This window comes from Microcystis sp. M083S1 (assembly GCF_020246405.1).
Classification (GTDB): Bacteria; Cyanobacteriota; Cyanobacteriia; order Cyanobacteriales; family Microcystaceae; genus Microcystis; species Microcystis aeruginosa_C.
The window spans coordinates 1-15,174 of record NZ_JADBTB010000202.1; the positions used below are offsets into that span (position 1 = coordinate 1).

The window sequence follows — 15,174 nt, forward strand, 5'->3', positions numbered from 1 at the left end:
CATAATAAATATTGGCAGAGGATTAAAGATTAATTATTGTGACTAACTCTTTTGGTTAGAAAAAGATAAACTTGAGAATCTTAAGTCAAATTTATTGACTCAAAATCAGCTGTACTTAATTTAAATGAAACAGCCCTACCCAAAAGCTTGGATTGAGTAATAAAATCGGAAGTAATGCCCAATTTTAGCCGAGAGTTTCCAAGTAAAAATCCCAATTGGTAGATTGACAAAAATGAGATGCACCCTTACCTCCTGCCTTTTGCCTTTGTTAGCCTATTCTTTTTTGTCGCTACCCGGAAAAGCTCGACCTTGAATATTTTCTAAAGCTGAAACTGCCGCTTGGGAACCGGCGATAATATCTCGTTCTTCTCCCCCTAAATATAAGCGGCCAAAACTGCCCACGGAAGTAACGTGTAGGATATTAATTAAAGCAGCTTTTTCGGCCTGATTAGCGGCTAGGGAAGCGTAGGCGGCCGGTTGTACTTCTAAAACGTATAAAGTCTGTCCTGCCATTAACATCATACCCCGAGAACTACGGTTAATTAATTGGGCTTGGTAAGCGTCAATGTTGCGAATAATTTGGCTGGAGACAATTTGCGGTTTCAGACAATCGCGCTGACTAACGCCTAAATACTGCAAAATTGCCTGACCGGCCGCCCTGACCTCTCCCTGACTGCTAGAATGGAGTTCTAAGAGTCCGTAGAGTCGTTCTACGAATAGAACCCCCGGACGAACCACGGCGGATTTGAGGGCAATATCGGTGATGCGATTAATCTCGATGCCGGGGGAAATTTCAATCCAGAGGGAAGCATCCCCGGGTAAGGGTAAAAATCCTTGGGCGACTGTACCGATGTAAGCAGCGTGTTGAAGCTGTAAATTGTCAAGATAAACGTAACTGCGAAGTTCTACACCCAAGCTAATTTCTCCCTCTCTGGTCTATCTTAAAAGTTATGGGGACAGTGATAGGTTCTGCCGCCCTATCGATCGCCTTGAGGCGACAGTGAGACCTAAAATGTCTTTAAGTGCCGTTTCTGTCCTCTAGCAAATCCCCATTCCAACCCCGGAGCGACGATTAATCAATCCTTAATTAGGGCTTAGGCATTACCATCTTTCACTATAGTATAGAATTGACGGCCTTTAAATTTGCTGGGGAGAAGGGGTAAAAAACTATAATTATGGGTACAAACTGAGGAAAAACCAGCATGACGATTCTTTTAGGGGGAGATATCGGGGGAACTAAAACCATCCTGCGTTTAGTGGATTGCCAAAACTCACCGGATAGTCCCCAACCCCGGCTAATTACTCTCGATCAAGAAATTTATCCTAGTGAACAATACCCCGATCTGGTGCCGATCGTCCAGCAGTTTTTGGCCCGACAAACCACTATTCCCCCAGTGGCAAAAGCTTGTTTCGGTATTGCCGGTCCAGTGGTTAACAATAGTTCCGAATTGACCAATTTAAGTTGGTCCCTAACTGGCGATCGCCTAAGCCGCGAGCTGCAGATTGAGCGGGTAAAATTAATTAATGATTTTGCGGCGATCGGTTATGGGGTGTTAGGATTAGCCCCAGAGGAGCTGCACAATCTACAGTCGGCCCCCGCAGTACCAGAGGCCCCGATTGCGGTTATCGGTGCGGGAACTGGGTTAGGAGAGGGTTTTTTGATCCCTGTCTCGAAGGGTACATATCGGGTGTTTGGTAGTGAGGGTTCCCACGCCGATTTTGCCCCTCGATCGAGTTTAGAATATCAACTATTAAATTATCTCTTGGAACTCTATAATATCGAGCGAATTTCGGTGGAGCGAGTGGTTTCTGGCCCTGGAATCACTTCTATCTATCGATTTCTCCACGATAGTAACTATAGTCAGTCGTCGCCAGCCATGGCGGAAATTTACCGCACTTGGTTAGCAGAAATGGGTAAACCGCAAAAAACCGTGGATTTAGCGGCTAAAATTGCCAGTTTTGCCCAAGATAACTCGGATTATCTCTGTTATCAAACCATGAAAATCTTTGTCGAGGCCTACGGTGCGGAGGCGGGCAATTTAGCCCTCAAATTGCTTCCCTACGGAGGATTATACATCGCGGGGGGGATTGCGGCCAAAAATCTTCCCCTAATGACCGAGGGTAGCTTTATGAAGGCTTTTCGGGCTAAAGGTCGGATGGCAGAGCTATTAAGCAATATTCCCGTTAATATCGTCCTTAATGCCCAAGTGGGACTGATGGGGGCGGTTTACTGTGCTAGTCAGCTATGAGCGAGGGTTTACTGGAGATGGCTAGGGATTATTTTCAGAATATTATCGCCCCGCAGGCGGGCCAGATTGCTCTTTATTGGCCCTGCCTGTTGCCGATGAGTTCAGATTAAAAGGATTAAAAATTATGGCTCTCCTAGACTGAGTATGATCAATTAGTAGCAAAATGCCAATTTAAGAGGACTCTTCGCCTAAAGTTATCAGACAAGACTTTTAGGACTATCTTGCGGAAGAAACTATCAGTATAGACCTCGTTTCCACACAGAAATCAGAAGAGCCTCATTCCTTATCAGTGATCGGATTGCAGTTTTAAGTAGAAGGTGTTAGCTGAAAACTTCGGAACTTTCTTTTCCCCGATTACTGTTTACTGTTCACTGTTGACCGAAAAATCCCCAAATACCCTAACGGATCACCGCTCACTGAATAATTATGTCTCAAAAAAACGAAACAACTGCTTTAATAATCGCTCTTTTAGCCACTGCGGGCATTTTAGGTGGGGGTTACTTCTGGCTACAAAGTCAATGTGCTGCAGGTAAAGAATTTTTTCTCTGTGGCAGCGGTAAAAGTCCGCAAAAATCCCCCACATCGGGAAGTGCCTCCTCTCCCTTACCCCCTCCCCCTTCACCCCAGGGAGTGGTCAGTTTTGCCCCACCGACTTCTATCCCCAGTGGCACGACAATTCGCATTAACGGCTCCACCAGTATGGTACAGATTAATCAAGCCTTAAAAGCCGCTTTAACGGCCAAATTTCAGGGGGTAGAGGTCTTGACAAATGCTCAAGGATCTGATAAGGGATTAGAGGAAGTGGCCCGGGGGGCGATCGATATTGCGGCGGTGTCACGACCTTTAACCGAGTCGGAACGCTCTCAGGGATTGGCTTCTAGTCCGATCGTTCGAGATGCGATCGCTGTTGTGGTGGGGGTAAAAAATCCTTTTGCGGGGGGGTTAACCACTGCCCAAGTTAAAGATATTTTTACTGGAAAAATCACCTCTTGGTCGGAGGTGGGCGGTTCTGCAGCTACTATTCAAGTGATTAATCGTCCTCCTATTAGTGGCACTTATCAAAGTTTTCGTCAGGAAGTGCTGCAAGGGGGAGAATTTGGTACAGGAACTAATTTCAAAATGATGGATAGGGATGCCACTACCCCGATTTTGCGAGTTTTAGGACTGAATGGCATTAGTTACGCAACCTATAGCCAAATTGCCGACCAAAAAACCGTCAGAGCGCTCGCTGTGGACGGAATTTCAGCCAGTGAACCTAATTATCCCTGGCAGCGTACCCTTTACTACGTTTACAAAGAACCTGCTAGTGAAGCGGTCAAAGCTTTTATGGGTTTTGTGGCCTCTAGTGATGGTCAAGAAGCGATTTTTCGGGCCAATGAAGACCTACAAAAGTAGTTAGCGAGAATATCTGAAAATCTGGGAAATTTTACCTAAAATGTCGGATGAATGCCCCCGCTACATTTTTCGACTGTATAAAGACTAGACACCTCCAATTCTAATTAGCTAGAATTGCCGCAAGGCCCGCTAATTGTTATTGTGAGATTATGACTGGGAGACAAAAAAACCCTACTTATACTCTTTGGGACACAGAGAGTCTGCCTCGGTGATAGGAAACTATTACGCCAGTTAGTGCCTTCTTTAGGGAAGAGCAAAACCTGCGGAGGCTGAGTAAGACCAAAGCTAAGGAACCACTTGGCGGAGGCATTGGCCGATGAAAGAGGAAGCCCTCGCTTTTAGCGACGAGTATGTCACTATTACCAGACTAATTGAAGGTGAAGAATTAAGCTATGAACAAAAATCGTCTGAATGAGATTGAATCCCATCTTAAACTGCTTTATGAACAAAGAAGGGAGAAAGAAGAGGCTATTATTGTGGCTGCAAGAGGTGATAAAACAATCCTAAAACAGCAACTTCGGCTTGAAATTCTTAAACCCATTCGAGATTATGAACAGGAATATTGGCAAATTATCGCTGGTCAGTCTAATTTAGTTCAAATCTCAGAAGCAGACGCAGAAGTTGTTATCGCCGAATTTGTGGAAGGAGTCGGACAACTTCGGGAAGAAAATGCAGAAGTTATAGAATATTTGCAAAAAATCCTCGCTAAAGTCGAAGAACCCGGTCCAACAGCCGCCGCTAAACTTAAAGCGGTTGTTTCTTCGATTCCTCCTTTTGTGGGAATTTCCTACGAGGCTGAGTTGGACACGGAAAATTTCTTAAATCGCTATTTTCCTACTTTTATGAAGGCAGTGCAACGCCTAAAAAAGTAATAGGGCAGGATGTCTCATCAGCCCAACAAAAAGAAACTCCTCGCTCTTTTAATGAACCTAATCCACAAACTTCTGGTACTCATGGAAACAGAAATAAACCACAAGAAAGTTACGAACAGCTTTCAATTTTATTAGCTGAGAAAAAATGGAAAGAAGCAGATTGGGAAACAATGCAGATTCTGCTTCGTATTGTCGAGAGAACTGAACAAGGTTGGCTACTAAGTATTGACGAAATTCCCTCTGAAGACATCAGAAAAATAGATCTTCTCTGGTTAGATGCCAGCAAAGGTAAATTTGGTTATAGTATACAAAAGAATATCTGGCTGAATGTTCAAGGTGAACTTGGTGTGTTTGATGCTTTAGTATTTTATAAATTTGCTAAACAAGTAGGTTGGCAAGTAAATGATCAGTTGCGAATGAACTATGATGATTTTGACTTTTCTTTAAATGCCCCTGACGGTCATTTACCTACATTTAGATTTCCTTCCGATACTGATCAGTTAGGAACATGGCTGGATGCTTTCAAAGATCTTTTACCTCGCTTATAAATTTACCTTCTAAAATAGCAAAAGGAGACAAAACCAATGGTTTTTATTAATATCAAAGAAGATGAAGTAGGCATTGTTTATAAACGATTTGGTCGTCCATTGCCTGCGGGTCGTCGAGTTGCTCTCAATGGAGAAAGCGGTTTACAAGCGGAGGTGCTTACCCCTGGACGGCATTTGAGTTTGCCTAATGTGGAAATTCGCATTGCTAAGGCAATTGTGATTGCTTCTGATGAGGTGGGATTAGTGGATGCAAAAGACGGGGCAAGCTTGCCTCCAGGAGAAAACTTTGGAAAAGTTGTCGAGTGTAAGGATTTTCAAGATGCTAGGGCATTTATCCATAATGGTGGACAAAAAGGAAAACAACGAGCCATTTTGACTAATGGTACTTATTATATTAATACTGAGCTATTCTCTGTTGAGATTGTTAACGTTATTCGTATCCGTGAAGACGAAGTAGGACTCGTGGAAGCGAGGGATGGTAAACCTCTACCGCCAGGTCAAGCCTTTGCCAAGTTTGTAGAATGCAATAATTTTCAAAATGCCCAAGCTTTTTGGGACAATGGTGGTCAAAGCGGTAAACAACTGGCAATTTTAACCGCCAATACCTATCAGATTAATACCAATATCTTTAAAGTAAAAAATGTAAAATGTATTCGCATTGCGGAGGATCAAGTAGGATTGGTTCGGGCTACCTTTGGCAAGCCGTTGCCTCCAAATCGAACTTTTGGTAAGGTTGTTGAATGCAATAATTTTCAAGATGCTCAAGCTTTTATCAATAGTGGCGGAGAAAGTGGTAAACAATTAGCCTTTTTAACACCTAGCACCTATCAAATTAATACTGATTTGTTTGAAATTAAAATTGATTCAGTCACTAAAGTTCCCCAAGGAGAAATTGGCTTAGTTGTGGCTAATGATGGAGCAACCCGCCCCGAAGATAGGAATTTAGGTAAAGTTGTTGAATGCCAAAATTTTGAAGATGCTGACGCTTTTATTAAAAATGGTGGTGAAAGTGGTAAGCAGTTGGCAGTTCTACCCGCCAGGACTTATCAGATCAACACCGACTTGTTTACTGTTATTACTTCTGCTAATGCCACTCAGTACAATGTAAACCCTGAAGAATTAAAGGTTTATACTGTGGCCAAAGACAAAATCGGTATTGTTACTACACTTGAAGGAAAAACTCTTCCTGAAGGTGTAATTGCTGGGGATACAATTAAAGGTCATGATAATTTTCAGAAACCTCAAAAATTTATCGAAGCTGGGGGCTATAAAGGCTTACAGGAAGAATTTTTACAGGAAGGTTCCTGGATTCTCAATCCCTGGTTTGTTTGTGTTGAGCAAGTACCATTGATTGAAATTCTTGCCGAGCAAGTCGGGGTGATTATTTCTTATGTCGGCAAAGATAACGAGTCAGAAAATGATGATCGGCTTTCAAAAGAAGGAGAAAAAGGCGTACAGCGCAAGCCCCTTCTACCAAGTAAGTATCCGATAAACAGAAGAATTCAAAGTGTTCATGTTGTTCCGACAAACGAGATTATCCTAGAGTGGTCTAAAGCGGAAGGAAAAGATGCGGATAATTATGATAAAATCCTTGAGCCATTACAACTTCGATCAAAAGATGGTTTTGTTTTTCAGTTGCAATTAACTCAGACTATCTGCATAGCAACAAAAGATGCTCCACAAATGATTCTCAAAGTCGGTACTCAAGCAATTGATCCTTTGAGCCTAGATTATTCTAATGCTCTTGATAATACTGATAAGAAATCTGTTAAATCTCCTGCTATCAGAAATTTAGTCGGTAGAGTTTTAGCCCCTTTAGTGAATTCTTATTTTCAGAATGCCGCTCAGTATTTTGAGGCTCTTGATTTTTTTAGTAAGCGAAGCGCTATTCAAAAGCATGCAGCAGATTTTATTAAAAAGGCACTTAATGATTATGGCGTACAGTCAATCCAGACTTTGATTACAGACATTGATTTGCCTGATGAATTGGAGGAGCTATTAAGAGAGCGTCAAATTCTGAAACAACAAGCCGAAAACTATAAACGACAAGAGTTAACTGAACAAGCCCGTCAGTCTCTCATCAAACAGCAAGAGGAAAACAAAGCTCAAATCAAAATAGTTGAGGCTCAAAGTAATTTAGAGGTAGCAACTCTTAATGCTAAAGCTAAACTTGAGGAATCAAAAGCAGATGCACAAATTCAACAAGAAAAAGATGAGCTTGAGTTAAAGCGGATGCGGGCAGAATCTGACATGAAAACCGAAGACGAGAAAATTGAGTCTGGCATTCGTATGGAAGAGTTTCGTCAAAGAGTTCAGGTTCTTAGTCCTGCGATTTATGCTCAGTTAGAATCAGAAGGGAAATGGGCTGAGGCATACGCCAACAGCCAAATTAAACTTCCAGAAGTGTTTATTGGTGCTAGTAGCGGTGGTGGTAATACTTCTGGTGGTGGAGGGATTGTTGAAGCCAGTGCTATGCAGATGGCGTTCCTAGAAATCTTAAGAGACTCCCTGAAATCAAAAAGACAAAATGAGCAAATTAATATGTCACGAGAATATGAGATTCTCCCCCCTTCTGAAAATGATTAAATTCAGAGAGCGTTAATTCCTTTATTTTTGCTCTGAATTAAGAAGTATAACCATTAACTAAGGTAATCAAGTGCCAACTAAAACACGACTCAATTCTATACAAAAACTTTTAATCTGGTCTGCTGGTGCAGATCAAGAAATTTTGTCTCAAGAAAGCTGTCGCACAGAAAGGTATAAATATGAGTCTATCGGCACCACCGTTATTCTCACGGCAATAATGGCTTTTTGTTCAGGAGGCTATGCACTTTTTACGGTTTTTGGCTCTTTAACAATTTCAATTTCTTTGGGTTTTATTTGGGGTAGCATAATTTTTAACTTAGATCGCTTTTTTATCCTTACAGCTAGTCAAAATAAGTCTTCATCAAAACTACAATTTTGGGTAGGAGCTGCCACTCGCTTAAGCATAGCGATTCTTTTAGGTTTTATCGTTGCTAAACCTCTAGAGTTAAGATTGTTTGAGAGTGAAATCAATCAAAAAATTAGCCAACAAAGAAGAGAAAGAGAAAGAGAAGAAAGCAGAAAAGATCAAGATACTCCAGATGTCAAAAGAATCAATAAAATCAATGAAGAGATTGACAATCTCACAAGAGAAAAAAATCAAGCTTCAGACGCTTTACAAAAAGCTCGTATAGATGCGATAGAAGAAATAGAAGGTAAAGGTGTGACAGGTAAACCCGGTGTCGGTACTATTGCAAAAGAAAGACAAAAAAATGTAGAAACAATAGAAAAAAGTGTTACTTTTTTGGATAGTAGAATCCAAGATTTACTCAAGGAAAAAAATAATTTAATTAAACAAAAATCAATTTTGAGTGTCAAGACACCACAAAAAAAGGAATGGCAAGAAGGAAGTCTTTTGGATCGTATCTCAGCCCTAGAAGCATTATCGAAAGATGATCCTGCTATTGCTATTACAAATAAATTAATTACTCTGTTATTAATTATTATTGAAATTGCTCCAGTTTTGGTAAAAATCTTGTCGAAAGAAGGTCTTTATGAAAAACTGCTTGAGAAAGAAACTATCGATAGAATGAATCAAGAAAATCTTGGCAAAATGGCAGAAAAAGAACTCTCAAAAATGAAAGAACTAAAAAATTTTCAGCTAAATATTGAAGCTTTAATGATTGAATATATCCGACTTAGAGAAAGAAATAAAGAAAAAATCGAAGATATACAAATGAATAAAGCAAAAAATATTTATCAGCAACATGATGAAGAAACTTCTAACTTTATTAAGTTATGTAGAGAGCGAGTAACTAATTATGAAGATTTAGTAGATTAAACTTTATCTTAAGATAAAGATAATGAGATTTTTAAAGATCAATAATAATCTCTAGAATTGCTATATCGTATGATTTTGAAATAGTGATTGCATTTTTTTAATAACTACCAATTAATCAGCGATCACAGTTTTAGCTCCTGCGATTGATTTTAACACTCGTACTATCAAGATAGTGGGTTAGCAGTCAAGCTATAGTTAGCCAACGAACACAAAACAGCAAAAAAACGATGATGCAATACAAAGGCTATGAAGCTGTGATTGAATACGATGAAAGCGATCGCTTATTTTTTGGTCGTGTCATCAACATAGAAGATATTATCGTTTTTGATGGTCTTTCCGTTGATGAACTAGTAGAGCATCAATTTTGTTTTGAGGGATAAAAAAAGAGCTAATCTGGAAGAAGTTATCCAACTTCAGACAAAAAAATGCCGAAGAAAAAATATATTGTAGATCTAACAGACTCCGAAAGAACTGAACTCGAGCAGCTAACCAAGAAAGGAAAAATAGCAGCTTACAAAATGAACCATGCCAGAATACTGCTTTTAGCAGACGTCAATCAACAGGAAGGTGGTTGGACTGACTCGAAAATTAGTGAAGCCTTAAATGTTGCTCAAGCCACCATTGAGAGAGTACGACAAAGATTTGTCGAGTCAGGAATTGAATCATCATTAACTCGAAAAAAGCAAGAACATCGCCGTGCCAAAATTATCGATGGGGAAAAGGAAGCATATCTGATTGCCATCGCTTGTAGTGAAACACCAACGGGACGAGCAAAATGGACACTTCAAATGCTGGCAGATAAAATGGTCGAACTTGAATATGTGGAAAAAATATCACGAGAAACCATCAGAAAAACCTTAAAAAAAATGAATTGAAACCATGGCTGAATCAATCATGGGTCATTCCCCCAAAAGAATCAGCGGAGTTTGTCTGTGCCATGGAAGATGTCTTGGATATTTATCATAGTGAGTATGACCAGCAAAATCCCTGGCTGTGTTTTGATGAGAGTTGTAAACAATTAGTCAAAGAAACAAAAGAGAAAATACCAGCCGAACCGAGAGAACCAGAAAGGTATGACTATCAATATGAGCGTAATGGTGTAGCCAATATGTTTATGTTTTTTGAACCATTACAAGGTTGGCGACATGTAGAAGTTACACAACAAAGGACGGCGAGCGATTATGCACACCAAATGAAATATTTGGTTGATGAGCGTTATCCGGATGCCCAGAAAATTAGAGTAATTCAAGACAACTTAAATACTCATGTAAAAGCCTCATTATATAAAGCCTTTGAACCGGAAGAGGCCAAGAGAATTTTAGATAAACTCGAATTTCATTACACTCCCAAACATGGCAGCTGGTTAAATATGGCAGAAATTGAGTTGAGCGTTTTGAATCGTCAATGTCTCGATCGTCGTATCCCAGACATGGATAGTTTAAAACAAGAAATTAAGGCATGGGAAGAAAATCGAAATGAAAAGTCAAATTCAGTTGACTGGAGATTTACTACTGCTGATGCTCGTATTAAATTAAAAAAACTCTATCCCTCAATTCAAACTTGACAGACTACTAGAACAAGCTTTTAAAACTGTTATTGAACAATACTTAGCAGATTGTCAAACCCTTAATAAAAACCCTAATCAACCGACTTATCCCTTATCTTCTCATTAGTTAGAAGGCGATTGCGTTTTGTGGTGAGTGATTAGGCGATCGCCTATAATAATTAGGATTATTGTCAAGTTCGGGCGCTATGACTACCACAAACAATCAAGAAAGAAGAAACCAGTTGATGATGAAAGAAATCATTCCTTTCGATCAACGACTAAATTCTAGATTAAATAAACAAAAAATTACCATATTACAAGTTAATTTAGGCAAACGCTGCAATTGAGCTTGTAATCATTGCCATTTATAACCGCTTCTTGAGGTTCTTTACTCGGCAGATAATCGGCTATTGCGATTGATGTTTGACGTAGGTTCGTAATACATCATTAATTAGGTCGTGATAGCTCTTTTCTTGAGCATGATTCCTAAACCACTCAAGGATTTCTGAATCCAACCTGATACTAATTTGCTCTGTTTGTGGATTTGGTTTGACCAGTTTAGCATTCTTGAAAAATTCATCATCTAGGGGAGGAATATCTGAATAATCAATATTCTCATCGGACATTTCCATAAATTTCTCTTGTCGCTCTTTAAGAGGCATATCAAGGGAAAATTCAGGGTTGCTCATAGCGTTTTCTCTCCCGTTCATTGGCTTTTCTGGCTGATATGAGACGAATGCTTTGAGTGTGAATAACTACGATGATCACTTTCTTTTCTTGGGTGGCAAGCGTTATTTGCCCTATTGAAACAAATCTCGTTTCCCCATAGTTGCATCGGGTATCCTCAAAGGTCAGGATAGAAGGATCAGCGAATATAGCGATCGCTTCCTCGAAACTGATACCGTGTTTGATGAGATTGCTTTGGTTTTTATTGTTGTCCCAGTCGAAGACCATATCATCAATATATACATTTTTGTGCGTACAAGATCAAAGCATCTGATCAATCGCTTTTTCTGGGAATGAAAAGTAATTCATTGATCTATTCGGCTCTTCTGGTTTCTGTGTGGAAACGAGGTCTATACTAGAGTTCTTCCATAATTAATTTTTGAGAGGGCAAAAATGAGAAAAATAGGCATAAAATCGCCTAAAATCACTAAATAGAGCATTTAATTGATTAATGCTCATTCTTAATTTTCCTGACTCCGAGACTACTGGCTCCTTACTCCTCACCTAACGGAAGATTTTTGATTTCTGCCAGAGGTCTAGTACAAAAATTCTGCACTATCCATAGCATGGGAATGGGAGTTAGAAGACAAAACAGGATAGACTTTTCTCTAGTCCGATCGATTTTGAGGGCCATGAAGGATTTATTGGCAATTTTTAGCAAGGAATTAAGCTCCTGGTTTCGGCGCTGTTGGTTAGCGGTACTATTAACCGGCAGGGTTTTTTACTTCCTATTCACGCGCAAACCCGATTGGCGCGTCACCCAAGAACAAATGGTGGCAGCCGGGCCCGCCTCGCTGATTATAGCCATGATCACGGCTGCGGTGATCGGGATGATCTTTACTATCCAAGTGGCCCGGGAGTTCCAAGCCTTGGGTGCCGGCAGTATGGTGGGGGGAATTTTGGCCCTTGCTCTCGGTCGGGAACTCTGTCCGATTATGATGGCGATCGTGGTAGCCGGTCGGGTAGGATCGGCTTTTGCGGCGGAAATCGGTACCATGAAGGTGACAGAGCAGATCGACGCACTCTATATGCTCAAAACCGATCCCGTGGAATATCTGGTGCTGCCCCGTTTAATTGCCTGTTGTCTGATGGTTCCCGCTTTGAGTGTTATGGCATTGCTGATCGGTTTGGGTAGCGGTTTGCTGGTCGGCCAAAGTTTATACGGAATTGCTAATTCAGTTTTTCTCGACTCGGTTCGCGGTTTTCTGCGCGTGGGAGACGTGCTGAGTGGACCAATTAAAGGGGTGGTTTTTGGGGCTTTAATCGCGATTATCGGCTGTAATTGGGGTTTAACGACCGATGGCGGTGCTAAAGGAGTCGGCCAAGCTACGACCGCAGCTGTAGTCACTATGCTCTTAGCGATTTTTGTATCTAATCTGCTGATGACTTGGATCTTGTTCCAAGGATCTGGTAATAGTTCGGTTTTATTTGGACAGTAAAGTTAAAAACGCTCATTTTCTAGCCATTGTTCTAAGTCCTCTACTGACTGAAAATCTAATAAAGCTTCTCCTAAGTTTTCTAAATTTTCTAGGGAAAGACTTTGGATATTGGCAGATAATTCGGCAGAAATGCCACCTATACGCCGATTTAATTGACGTAGAAGCAAATTGATGGCTTCTTCTTGTCTTCCTTCCCCTTTGATTTCCTGATAGATGACAGATTCCTTCATAATATCTTTCCTCAACAATTGTTGAATATTGATTATCCCTAGGTTGAGATTAAATTATCTCTAATATCCATCGGGGAAATATTTAGCAAGACAAGCGGAACAAATTCCTGCTTTGCTAAAATCATCTCCATAGTCTTGTACGTTAGCTGATGCTTGACGACAGCAGGAACAAATTTGAAATATCGTTGCTATTGTTCTCTGTTCTTCAACATCGTCAAAATCAGAAAAACACTCATTACTGAGAATTTCACCGATATTGACATCGCAACGGAATGATTCTTTAATTATGTCCAAAACTATCGACTGTTGTTCTTCAAAACTTAGGGACTGAAACGCCTTATTTTTCAAATACAATCGACCTAACATTGCATTGACGGCATAACTAGCTTGATGATCTGACATAATGATAATAGAGGGAATTAATAGAATAAAAATAACCGCAGTAAATTAGTTAAAAACGCTCATTTTCTAGCCATTGTTCTAAGTCCTCTACTGACTGAAAATCTAATAAAGCTTCTCCTAAGTTTTCTAAATTTTCTAGAGAAAGACTTTGGATATTGGCAGATAATTCGGCAGAAATGCCACCTATACGCCGATTTAATAGACGTAAAACCAGGTTAGCCTCTCCTTCTTGTCTTCCTTCCTCTTTGATTTCCTGATAGATGACAGATTCTTTCATAATGTCTTTCCTCAACAATTGTTGAATGATGTCTTTGTTTAATACTAATCCAGCGAGAATTGCGGTGGAGGCAGCCAGATTGCTTTGTTCTCGACTGTCGCTGATTTGTTCGATTTTTTGGGCGATTTGCCGCAGTAAATTCTCTTGCTCCTCAGCTTGAGCTAGTATAGCAAAGGGCAATAGTCCTGGTGCTTGCAATAAGGGTTCATAGGGTTGTTCCCATAGTCTAATCACCTCAAATTGATGATAAGTTTTTCCCTGTTGATAGTCATTCTGTCTGACTAGGGGTAAGGTACTCCTCCTTAGATAAATCACTACCTGATGGATAGGTTTGCCCTGATAGCGTCGATAGAGTCTTGTGGCATAATCGAGCATTCTATAGGGAATATCCTCTTTAGGGTCGGTTTGGAACTCAATATGTAAGATTAATTCTTCTGACTCTAAAAAGATTAAACTATCGGCTCTTATCGGCTCCAATGACAACTCTGAGGGTTTAATTTCGGTTAAATCTAAAGGTTTACCTAATAACCAAGTGGCTAAATCTCTCGAATATTCCAGGGCGATAAATTTACAAGTAGAATCATACATTAGTCTTGACTATATTTTACCTAAAATGTCGGATGAATGCCCCCGCTAAATTTTTCGACAAGATACTCACCTTTGCGGGGGATGAAATCCGACCAGGATATTGACTGCGAAGCACGATTTTAATTCTACCATTTGTAGGTAAACTGTGTTATACTTAATTGATACAGGGTCGAGGATTAATCGATGCTAGTCGTAGAAGCCAAGTTAAAAAATGGGACACCAGAGCAATATCAACGGCTTGATGAAGCTATCAAAACTTCTCAGTTTGTGCGTAACTCTTGTGTTCGTCATTGGATGGACAATAAGGGGACAACCCGCAATGATCTCCAAAAACTTTGCTCGGTACTAGCTAACAATAAAGAGACCCCTTGGGTTAACAAATTAAACTCTCAAGCTCGTCAATCGGCTGCTGATAGAGCCTGGCAATCAATTACTAGGTTTTACCAGAATTGTCATGCTAAGATACCGGGGAAAAAGGGTTTTCCTCGATTCAAAAAGTATAGCCGTTCGGTTGAATACAAACTAACGGGCTACAAACTATCAGATGATCGACGTAAAATCAGATTTACTGACGGTTTTAAAGCAGGAGAATTTGATTTATGGTGTAGTCAAAAGACATTAGTTTATGGCTCTTCGGGACTTGGTATGGTTCGATGTGGGGGCATAAATCGACTCAATCCTTATCTGGCAAGAGATTTAATTGATTAGTTCGCTCCAGATCGCAAACAATTGACAAAAATTGCGGCAATGTCTGTCTCTATAAAGGTTTCATTCCTTATAACCTCGTCCATTGCATAAGACAAACCGAAGAACCTAGTTTATTATTCAGAACAACAGATTAAACGGGTAAGAGTTGCGCCAATTCAAAAATGAAACGCATCAACCTCAAGAGTTGATAAAGAAAGGCTCATCAGGTACTGTCTGATCATTAACAAAAACAAATCAGACCCAAAATGAGCCACCAACATCTTAACATAGAACAAAGAAACTTGCTCTACCAACTTAGTCAGGAGGGAAATTTATCTCAACGGCAAATG

14 protein-coding genes and 3 pseudogenes are annotated in these 15,174 nt (G+C 40.2%); 11 read left to right on the forward strand and 6 right to left on the reverse strand.

What is annotated here, in order from left to right; genetic code table 11:
- Window positions 1–273 precede the first annotated feature (273 nt).
- Window positions 274–915, reverse strand: a complete 642-nt coding sequence (locus IM450_RS18465; RefSeq protein ID WP_002802816.1) for a hypothetical protein — start codon at window positions 913–915, stop codon at window positions 274–276.
- Window positions 916–1,202: 287 nt separating this feature from the next.
- On the opposite strand from IM450_RS18465, the gene IM450_RS18470 reads away from it, so the two are divergent.
- From IM450_RS18470 to IM450_RS18510, 9 genes and pseudogenes are all read left to right on the forward strand, one after another.
- Window positions 1,203–2,249, forward strand: a complete 1,047-nt coding sequence (locus IM450_RS18470) for a glucokinase (RefSeq protein ID WP_287670997.1) — start codon at window positions 1,203–1,205, stop codon at window positions 2,247–2,249.
- 426 nt (window positions 2,250–2,675) lie between these two features.
- On the forward strand, window positions 2,676–3,644 hold the full coding sequence (locus IM450_RS18475) for a phosphate ABC transporter substrate-binding protein (RefSeq protein ID WP_287670999.1): 969 nt from the start codon (window positions 2,676–2,678) through the stop codon (window positions 3,642–3,644).
- Between the two features lie 392 nt (window positions 3,645–4,036).
- Window positions 4,037–4,516, forward strand: coding sequence for a hypothetical protein (locus IM450_RS18480; RefSeq protein WP_287671001.1), 480 nt, complete (start codon window positions 4,037–4,039; stop codon window positions 4,514–4,516).
- On the forward strand, window positions 4,516–5,064 hold the full coding sequence (locus IM450_RS18485; RefSeq protein WP_287671017.1) for a GUN4 domain-containing protein: 549 nt from the start codon (window positions 4,516–4,518) through the stop codon (window positions 5,062–5,064). The genes IM450_RS18480 and IM450_RS18485 overlap by 1 nt, the downstream gene beginning before the upstream one ends.
- 36 nt (window positions 5,065–5,100) lie before the next feature.
- The gene (locus IM450_RS18490; RefSeq protein WP_287671003.1) at window positions 5,101–7,650 is read left to right on the forward strand and encodes an SPFH domain-containing protein; all 2,550 of its coding nucleotides are present in this window, start codon (window positions 5,101–5,103) and stop codon (window positions 7,648–7,650) included.
- Between the two features lie 70 nt (window positions 7,651–7,720).
- The gene (locus IM450_RS18495) at window positions 7,721–8,929 is read left to right on the forward strand and encodes a DUF4407 domain-containing protein (RefSeq protein ID WP_287671005.1); all 1,209 of its coding nucleotides are present in this window, start codon (window positions 7,721–7,723) and stop codon (window positions 8,927–8,929) included.
- Window positions 8,930–9,159: 230 nt separating this feature from the next.
- Window positions 9,160–9,279: pseudogene (locus IM450_RS18500) on the forward strand (type II toxin-antitoxin system HicB family antitoxin); the annotation flags it as partial.
- 75 nt (window positions 9,280–9,354) lie between these two features.
- Window positions 9,355–10,493 (forward strand): IS630-like element ISMae29 family transposase gene (locus IM450_RS18505; protein ID WP_157404807.1). Its coding sequence is split into 2 segments (ribosomal slippage): window positions 9,355–9,787 and window positions 9,787–10,493, totalling 1,140 coding nucleotides; the frame shifts between segments, so codons are not numbered across the junction.
- A 188-nt stretch (window positions 10,494–10,681) separates the two neighbouring features.
- On the forward strand, window positions 10,682–10,822 hold the full coding sequence (locus IM450_RS18510) for a hypothetical protein (RefSeq protein WP_159249665.1): 141 nt from the start codon (window positions 10,682–10,684) through the stop codon (window positions 10,820–10,822).
- A gap of 60 nt (window positions 10,823–10,882) precedes the next feature.
- Here the strand turns inward: IM450_RS18510 and IM450_RS18515 are convergent, their stop codons facing one another.
- Window positions 10,883–11,164: a BrnA antitoxin family protein gene (locus tag IM450_RS18515; RefSeq protein ID WP_287671008.1), complete on the reverse strand. Its 282-nt coding sequence runs from the start codon at window positions 11,162–11,164 to the stop codon at window positions 10,883–10,885.
- The gene (locus tag IM450_RS18520) at window positions 11,151–11,429 is read right to left on the reverse strand and encodes a BrnT family toxin (RefSeq protein WP_159249666.1); all 279 of its coding nucleotides are present in this window, start codon (window positions 11,427–11,429) and stop codon (window positions 11,151–11,153) included. The genes IM450_RS18515 and IM450_RS18520 overlap by 14 nt, the downstream gene beginning before the upstream one ends.
- 404 nt (window positions 11,430–11,833) lie before the next feature.
- On the opposite strand from IM450_RS18520, the gene IM450_RS18525 reads away from it, so the two are divergent.
- Window positions 11,834–12,640 carry an MlaE family lipid ABC transporter permease subunit gene (locus IM450_RS18525; RefSeq protein WP_002802834.1) on the forward strand — a complete coding sequence of 269 codons (807 nt, stop codon included), beginning with the start codon at window positions 11,834–11,836 and terminating at the stop codon, window positions 12,638–12,640.
- A 2-nt stretch (window positions 12,641–12,642) separates the two neighbouring features.
- Here IM450_RS18525 and IM450_RS18530 read toward each other — a convergent pair.
- From IM450_RS18530 to IM450_RS18540, 3 genes and pseudogenes are all read right to left on the reverse strand, one after another.
- Window positions 12,643–12,897 (reverse strand): annotated as a pseudogene (locus IM450_RS18530) (DUF4351 domain-containing protein); the annotation flags it as partial.
- A gap of 33 nt (window positions 12,898–12,930) precedes the next feature.
- On the reverse strand, window positions 12,931–13,272 hold the full coding sequence (locus IM450_RS18535) for a hypothetical protein (protein WP_353736985.1): 342 nt from the start codon (window positions 13,270–13,272) through the stop codon (window positions 12,931–12,933).
- A 49-nt stretch (window positions 13,273–13,321) separates the two neighbouring features.
- Window positions 13,322–14,137, reverse strand: coding sequence for an Rpn family recombination-promoting nuclease/putative transposase (locus tag IM450_RS18540; RefSeq protein WP_287671015.1), 816 nt, complete (start codon window positions 14,135–14,137; stop codon window positions 13,322–13,324).
- A 183-nt stretch (window positions 14,138–14,320) separates the two neighbouring features.
- Here IM450_RS18540 and IM450_RS18545 point away from each other — a divergent pair.
- Window positions 14,321–14,771, forward strand: a pseudogene (locus IM450_RS18545) (RNA-guided endonuclease TnpB family protein); the annotation flags it as partial.
- Window positions 14,772–15,174: the final 403 nt, after the last annotated feature.